Origin of the sequence: Streptomyces katrae, from assembly GCF_000966975.1 — a bacterium.
In the GTDB taxonomy this organism is placed as follows: Bacteria; Actinomycetota; Actinomycetes; order Streptomycetales; family Streptomycetaceae; genus Streptomyces; species Streptomyces katrae.
Map to the genome: position 1 here is coordinate 1 of NZ_JZWV01000103.1, position 6154 is coordinate 6154.

8 protein-coding genes are annotated in these 6154 nt (G+C 75.7%); 7 read left to right on the forward strand and 1 reads right to left on the reverse strand.

What is annotated here, in order from left to right; genetic code table 11:
• Positions 1 to 225 precede the first annotated feature (225 nt).
• The 6 genes from VR44_RS05555 (at position 226) to VR44_RS05575 (ending at position 4467) form a co-directional block, all read left to right on the forward strand.
• Positions 226 to 933: a hypothetical protein gene (locus tag VR44_RS05555; RefSeq protein WP_045946234.1), complete on the forward strand. Its 708-nt coding sequence runs from the start codon at positions 226 to 228 to the stop codon at positions 931 to 933.
• A complete protein-coding gene (locus VR44_RS46315; RefSeq protein WP_052713477.1) occupies positions 930 to 1469 on the forward strand; it encodes a hypothetical protein in 540 nt (179 codons plus the stop codon). Before VR44_RS05555 ends, VR44_RS46315 begins: the two co-directional genes overlap by 4 nt.
• Positions 1454 to 2245 carry a sensor histidine kinase gene (locus VR44_RS46320; RefSeq protein ID WP_052713478.1) on the forward strand — a complete coding sequence of 264 codons (792 nt, stop codon included), beginning with the start codon at positions 1454 to 1456 and terminating at the stop codon, positions 2243 to 2245. Before VR44_RS46315 ends, VR44_RS46320 begins: the two co-directional genes overlap by 16 nt.
• 178 nt (positions 2246 to 2423) lie before the next feature.
• Complete coding sequence (locus VR44_RS05565) at positions 2424 to 2969, forward strand: hypothetical protein (RefSeq protein WP_245691612.1); 546 nt, start codon at positions 2424 to 2426, stop codon at positions 2967 to 2969.
• Between the two features lie 221 nt (positions 2970 to 3190).
• Positions 3191 to 3820, forward strand: a complete 630-nt coding sequence (locus VR44_RS05570; RefSeq protein ID WP_045946239.1) for a class F sortase — start codon at positions 3191 to 3193, stop codon at positions 3818 to 3820.
• Between the two features lie 44 nt (positions 3821 to 3864).
• Positions 3865 to 4467: a GNAT family N-acetyltransferase gene (locus tag VR44_RS05575; RefSeq protein ID WP_045946235.1), complete on the forward strand. Its 603-nt coding sequence runs from the start codon at positions 3865 to 3867 to the stop codon at positions 4465 to 4467.
• Positions 4468 to 4509: 42 nt separating this feature from the next.
• Here VR44_RS05575 and VR44_RS05580 read toward each other — a convergent pair whose 3' ends face one another.
• On the reverse strand, positions 4510 to 5286 hold the full coding sequence (locus VR44_RS05580; protein WP_045946236.1) for a sulfite exporter TauE/SafE family protein: 777 nt from the start codon (positions 5284 to 5286) through the stop codon (positions 4510 to 4512).
• 173 nt (positions 5287 to 5459) lie between these two features.
• On the opposite strand from VR44_RS05580, the gene VR44_RS05585 reads away from it, so the two are divergent.
• The coding region (locus VR44_RS05585; protein WP_045946237.1) for an FAD-dependent oxidoreductase at positions 5460 to 6154 on the forward strand (695 nt) is incomplete at its 3' end.

A 6154-nucleotide genomic window follows, 5' to 3' on the forward strand; every position in this document is an offset into this window, starting at 1 on the left:
CCCGTACACGAAGAACGGCAGGACGCCGCCCGATCCCGGCCGATCGACCGATGCCACGAGCCCCTCCTTCGACTACACCGGACCTGCCCGGGCCGGGCCGAAAGGCCCCTCTTTCCCGTGCACCCCCACCGTACGCACCGCTGTTACACAATCTCCCGGTCGCTGTGACGGTCGCCGGTTACCGTCCGATTCATCCCCTTTCCTCACCCCCACGGTTCCGTTCCCATGTCGCGATCCCCCCGCCCCACCGCCGCCGCGGCACCGGCCCTCGCGGCCCTTGCCGCCCTCGCCGCCCTCGCGGGCTGCGCCGCACCCGGCGGGCTGGCCGCGGGGGAGCCCGTGGCCCCGGCGTCCCCGCAGCCCCAGCCGCAGGCCCTGTGGCCCGCCTGGGCCGACGACTCCCCGAAGTCCCCCGGGGCGGCGACCGGCACCCGGCAGCCCCCGCCGGCACCGCTGGCGGACGCCCCCGAGGTGGGTGCCGGAGGGCTGACGGCGGTGAAGGCGGCCGATGTCGTCAAGGCCGACCCGCGCATGCGGCTGTTCGCCGAGAAGGGGACCATCAACTCCCCCGGCCGGTCCGGGATCCGCCCGCCGGTCTACCTGGACCTCACGGGGGACGGGCAGCAGGAGCTGATCGTCGCCGCCGACACCGAGACCGGCCGCACCGCACTGACCGTGTACGCGGCCCGGGGCAAGCGGATCGTGCCCGTCCTGTTCACCCTCGGGCGGCGGATGGCCGCCGAGTCCCTGGGCCAGGACCTGCTGATCCGCACCGCCCCCGACGACGGCTCGGAGCAGGCCGTCCGCTACCGCTGGGACGGAGAGCGGATGACCGTGGTCAACGAGGAGCGGCGCTACAACAAGACCCTCCCCGCCCCCTCCTCCGGCGGGTCCGCGCCGGAAGCGGACCACGGCGCCGGGGGCGCCCGGTGAGGCGGCTGCCGGCCCGCTGCCGGCGGCTGCTGCGGGCCCTCGGGCTGCGCTGGAAGATCGCCGCGCTGCTGGCGGCCGGCTGTTCGCTCGTCGCGGTCACCATCGGGGTCCTGATCTACGAGGCCCGGGTGCGCCAGGTGTCGGACGCGGCCCGCAAGGGCGCGACCGAGCAGCTGGTCCGCGTACGGCAGGTGTACGAGCTGACGGGCCGCCTCGACTACGACAAGGTGGGCGAGGCCGACGCCCGGCTCGACTGCCCCGAGGTGCCCCAGGAGCTGCGCGCGGCGGCCCTGGACGGCCTCCGCACCACCTACCTCGACCTCTCGGGTCCGGATCCGGCGGTGTGGGCGGCGCGGCCGGTGGGCGGCGGGCACGTGCTGTCGGTGCGGCGCTCCCTGGCCGGGGAACGGGCCGAGCTGGAGGAGCTGGACGCCCAGCTGGTCGCCTCCGGGACCGGGGTGGTGGCGCTGGCGGCGGTCGGCGGGGCCCTGATGGCGAGCCGGCTGAGCAAGGATCTGCGGTGGCGAGCCGGCTGAGCAAGGACCTGCGGGCGGCGGCCGAGACGGCCCGGCGGATCAGCGCGGGCGACCTGGACGCCCGGATCGGGCCGTCCGGGGCCCCGGGCAGCCGCGACGAGGTGGCCGAACTGTCCTCGGCGGTCGACACGATGGCGGCGAGCCTGCAGCGGCGGCTGGAGGCGGAGCAGCGGTTCACGGCGGACGTGGCGCACGAGCTGCGGACCCCGCTGACGGGACTGCACACGGCGGCCGAGCTGCTGCCCGCGGGGCGGCCGACGGAGCTGGTGCGGGACCGGGTCGCGGCCCTGCGGACGCTGACGGAGGACCTGCTGGAGGTGGCCCGGCTGGACGCGAACCGGGAGGAGGCCCGGCTGGAGGCGCAGCCGCTGGGGCCCCTGGTGGTCTCGATCGTGCGGCGGTCGGGGGTGGCGGCCGAGGTGTCGGGCGCCGCGGAGCCGGAGGAGGGCGGCACGTGGGTGCGTACCGATGCCCGGCGGCTGGAGCGGATCCTGACGAACCTGCTGGTCAACGCCCGTCGGCACGGCCAGGGCCGGATTGCGGTGACGGTGTCCGGGGCCGAGGTGACCGTCCGGGACCAGGGGCCGGGTTTCCCGGAGAGCCTGCTGCGGGAGGGGCCGCAGCGGTTCATGACCGGCGCGGCCGAGCGGGGCCAGGGCACGGGGCTGGGGCTGACGATCGCCTTCGGGCAGGCCCAGGTGATCGGCGCCGGGGTGCGCCTGTGGAACCCCGCCGACGGGGGCGCGGCGGCGACGGTGACCCTGCCGGAGGTCTGAGCGGACCGGTTTTCACCCGGACGGGGTGGGGGTGCACGGATGGCCGCGCAGGGCCTCTGGCCTGGGCGGATGCCCTCCCCAGGGGCACGCCGGCCGGGATCTGACGACGGGTCAGCAGGCGGCCGCCGGGCGGCCCGGTTTTCCTCGAGACACGACCCCGTGTCCCCTGGAGTGACCCATGCGCCGCAGGACCGCCCACGCGCTGACCGCCGCCGCGCTGACCGCCGGCGCCTTCGCCGGCCCGGTCGCGGGAGCGGTGGCCGCGGCGGACCTCGGCATGCCCCCCTTCGCGCCCGGGGACTTCGCCGTACTGGAGGTCTGGCCGAAGTCCGCCGTACCGGGCACCACGGTCACCGTGAACACCAAGGCCTGCGGGCCGGGCAGCCATGCCGAGGGCGATGCCACCACCGTGGGCGGGGGCCGGTTCAAGCTGACCCCGGGCACCCACAAGGAGGTCGTGGCCGGCCAGTTCCAGGTCGCCCGGGACATCCGCCCCGGCACGTACGGCATCGGCGCCACCTGCGCCGACGGCAAGTTCGCCACCGGCGACCTGGTCGTCACCGAGCACGGCCCCCAGGGGCACGTGCGCACCGGGGTGGGCGGTGGCACGACCACCACCGCCGCCGACCCGGCCAAGATCACGGCGGGAGCGGCAGTGCTGGCCGCGGCCGCCGTCGGCGGTACCTGGCTCCTGCGTCGCCGGGCGAGCGGCACGCGGAGCTGACGGGCGCCCACCGCGGCTGCGGCCGCGGTCCGACCGGTACCGCCCCCCGTCGCCCGCCCCGCGAGGTCCCCCCGTTCGCGGGGCCGGGCGACGGCCACCGCTGTCAACGGCGAGACAAGGGGGTACGAGGCATGGCCGGCTTCCCGGGATCCCGGGCCCTCCCCGCCCTCCGGCTCATCGCCCGGGGACACCACCGCCGAGCCCCCCGCCAGGACCACGGCATGCGTCCCGGCGCGCCGGGGCCCCGGGGGCGGGCCGGGCTGGTGGCGCTGGCCGCGTGCGTCGGCGTATGGCTCGTCAGCAGCGGTTCCGGCGAAACCGTACGGCCGCCGCTGCCCTCCCCCGCCGACGCCCTGAGCGCGCAGGCCCTCTACCCCGGGAGCATCGACCCGCTCCCCGGATCCCCGCCGACCCGGATCCGGATCCCGTCCATCCACGTGGACGCCCCGCTCACCGGGCTCGGCCTCGAACGCGACGGCAGCCTGGAGGTGCCGCCTCCGGCCCGGGGCGACCTCGCGGGCTGGTACCGGGACGGGACCGCCCCGGGCGCGACGGGCACCGCCGTGATCGCCGGCCACGTGGACAACGCGAGCGGCCCGGCCGTCTTCTACCACCTGGGCGCCCTGCACCGGGGCGCCTCGATCGAGGTCGCCCGCACGGACGGGCGTACGGCGGTGTTCACCGTCCACGCGGTCGAGGTGTACGACGCGAAGTCCTTCCCCGACCACCGCGTCTACGGCCCCTCACCGCGCGCCGAGCTGCGGGTGATCACCTGTGGCGGCGGTTTCTCCCCGCGCACCGGATATCAGGGCAACGTGGTCGTCTTCGCCCATCTCACCGGGACGCACTGAAACCGGACACCCCGCCGCCCCGGTCAAGATCATCGGGTTGCAGAATGTCCCGCATGTCGATAACGAACACGCCCACGACAGCCTCGGTCGACGACGCCGCGGACATCAGCCGCAGCCTGGCCCGCGCCTTCGCCGACGACCCGATGATGTGCTGGTTCTTCCCCGACGAGGCCACGCGCGAGGAGCGCATGGTCCGGTACTTCGCGACGCTCCTCACCCGGCACTACGGCCGCCACGGCGTGTGCGAGCGCACCGGCCTGGCCGCCGCCTTCTGGGTGGCGCCGGACGGCCGCGCCCTTCCCGACGAGGAGACCCTGGACGAGCTCGCCACGGTGCTCGGCGACCGGGCGGGGGTGTTCCGGGAGGGCATCCTGGCGGCCGCCGAACACGCGCCCCCGGAGGACCACTGGTACCTGGCGGTGCTCGGCGCCGACCCGGCCGGCCAGGGCCAGGGGCACGGGGCCGCGCTGCTGCGCTCGGGCCTGGCGAAGGCCGACGCGGCGGGCCTGCCCGTCTACCTGGAGTCCTCCAAGGAATCCAATGTGCCCTTCTACGAGCACTTCGGCTTCACCCTGCTCGGCGAGGCCCGGCTGCCCGGCGGCGGACCCACCCTGTGGGTGATGCGCCGCGCCCCGCAGGCGGCCTGATCCGGCAAGGGCGGGCGCGGGCCCACCGGTTCCCGCGCCCGCTCAGCCCCACTGCTCCAGGCCGAGCTTGACCACCAGCGCGCCGACCACGGTCAGCAGCACGCCGCGGACGAACCCGCTGCCCTTCTTGAGCGCCATCCGGGCACCGACCATGCCCCCGGCGAGGTTGAACACGGCCATCAGCGCGGCCAGCTGCCAGAACACCATCCCCTGGTAGGCGAACATCGCGAGCGCCCCGGCGTTGGTGCAGCAGTTGACGATCTTCGCGGTGGCGGAGGCGGTGACCAGGTCGAGGTGGAGCAGGGCGGTCAGGGCCAGCACCAGGAACGTGCCGGTGCCGGGCCCGATGAGGCCGTCGTAGAAGCCGATGCCCAGGCCGGCGAGGGCGATCGTGAGCAGGACCCGCTGCCGGGAGACGGGCGAGGCGGAGGGGGCGGCACCGAAGCCCGGCTTGAAGATCACGACGGCGGCGACCACCACGAGCACACCCATGATGAGCGGCCGCATCGTGTCCTTGCTGATCCCGCCGGCGAGGGCGGCCCCGCCCACCGACCCGGCGAGCGCGGCCAGCCCGATCCGTACGGCGAGCTTCACGTCCACGGGGGTCTTGCGCACGTAGGTGACGGCGGCCCCGGCCGTCCCGACGATGGCCACCGCCTTGTTGGTCCCGAGGACGGCGGCCGGCTGGGCGTGCGGGAGGCCGAGCAGCAGGGCGGGCAGGAGCAGGAGTCCGCCGCCGCCCACCACCGCGTCGATCCAGCCGGCCGCCGCGGCTGCCACGCACAGCACGATGATCATGGTCGTTGATATGTCAGGCACGCACCCGACCCTAGGGAGCGGATCCGAGCACGTCCCACCGGTCCGGGGAAAGTTGCGCGAAGCTTGAGGTTCACGGACCCTCACCGGCCGCCCGGGCGGGCGCTGAGGGCGGCGTTCCGTCCGGGTAACAGGAGCGATGCGGCCGGGAAACAGCCGCCCCGCACGCTCGTTCCATGACCTCGGAACAGCGTGTGGTGGTGATCGGCGGCGGCCTGGCGGGCCTGCGGCTCGCCGCACGGCTGGGACCGGCCGCGGCGGTGACCGTCCTCGGCGAGGAGTCCCACGCCCCCTACAACCGGGTCCTGCTGGCGGAGGTGCTGGCCGGCCGGTACACCCCCGACGTGGCCGCGCTGCCGGCCCCCGGACCGGTGCTGCGGCGGGGGGTGCGGGCGGTACGGATCGACCGCGACGTCCGCCGGGTGCACTGCGACGACGGCACGGCGCCGGAGTACGACGTCCTCGTGCTGGCCACCGGCTCGAACCCGGTCCTGCCGCCGCTGCGCGGGCTGTTCCCGCCCGGCGGCGGGGAACTCCCCGAGGGGGTGCACGCGTTCCGCACCATGGACGACTGCCTCGCCCTGGACGCGGCCGTACGTCCGGGCGTACGCGCGGTGGTGATCGGCGGCGGCCTCCTCGGCGTCTCCGCGGCCCGTGCGCTGGCGGCCCGGGGGGCCCATGTGGTGCTCGCCCAGCAGGCGGAGCGGCTGATGGAGCGCCAGCTGGACGCCGATTCCGCTGCGCTGCTGCGGGAGCACCTCGCGGGGCTCGGCGTGGAGATCCACACCGAGTGCCGCGTCAGGGGCCTGACGACCACGCCTGCGGCGGGGCTCACCACGGCCCCGCCGGCGTTCGAGGCGCTGGGGGTACC

Bases quoted from the DNA above. Each gene is read 5' to 3' on its own strand.
- VR44_RS05555 (WP_045946234.1), top strand. From the start codon at position 226: ATGTCGCGATCCCCCCGCCCCACCGCCGCCGCGGCACCGGCCCTCGCG.
- VR44_RS05565 (WP_245691612.1), top strand. From the start codon at position 2,424: ATGCGCCGCAGGACCGCCCACGCGCTGACCGCCGCCGCGCTGACCGCC.
- VR44_RS05570 (WP_045946239.1), top strand. From the start codon at position 3,191: ATGCGTCCCGGCGCGCCGGGGCCCCGGGGGCGGGCCGGGCTGGTGGCG.
- VR44_RS05575 (WP_045946235.1), top strand. From the start codon at position 3,865: ATGTCCCGCATGTCGATAACGAACACGCCCACGACAGCCTCGGTCGAC.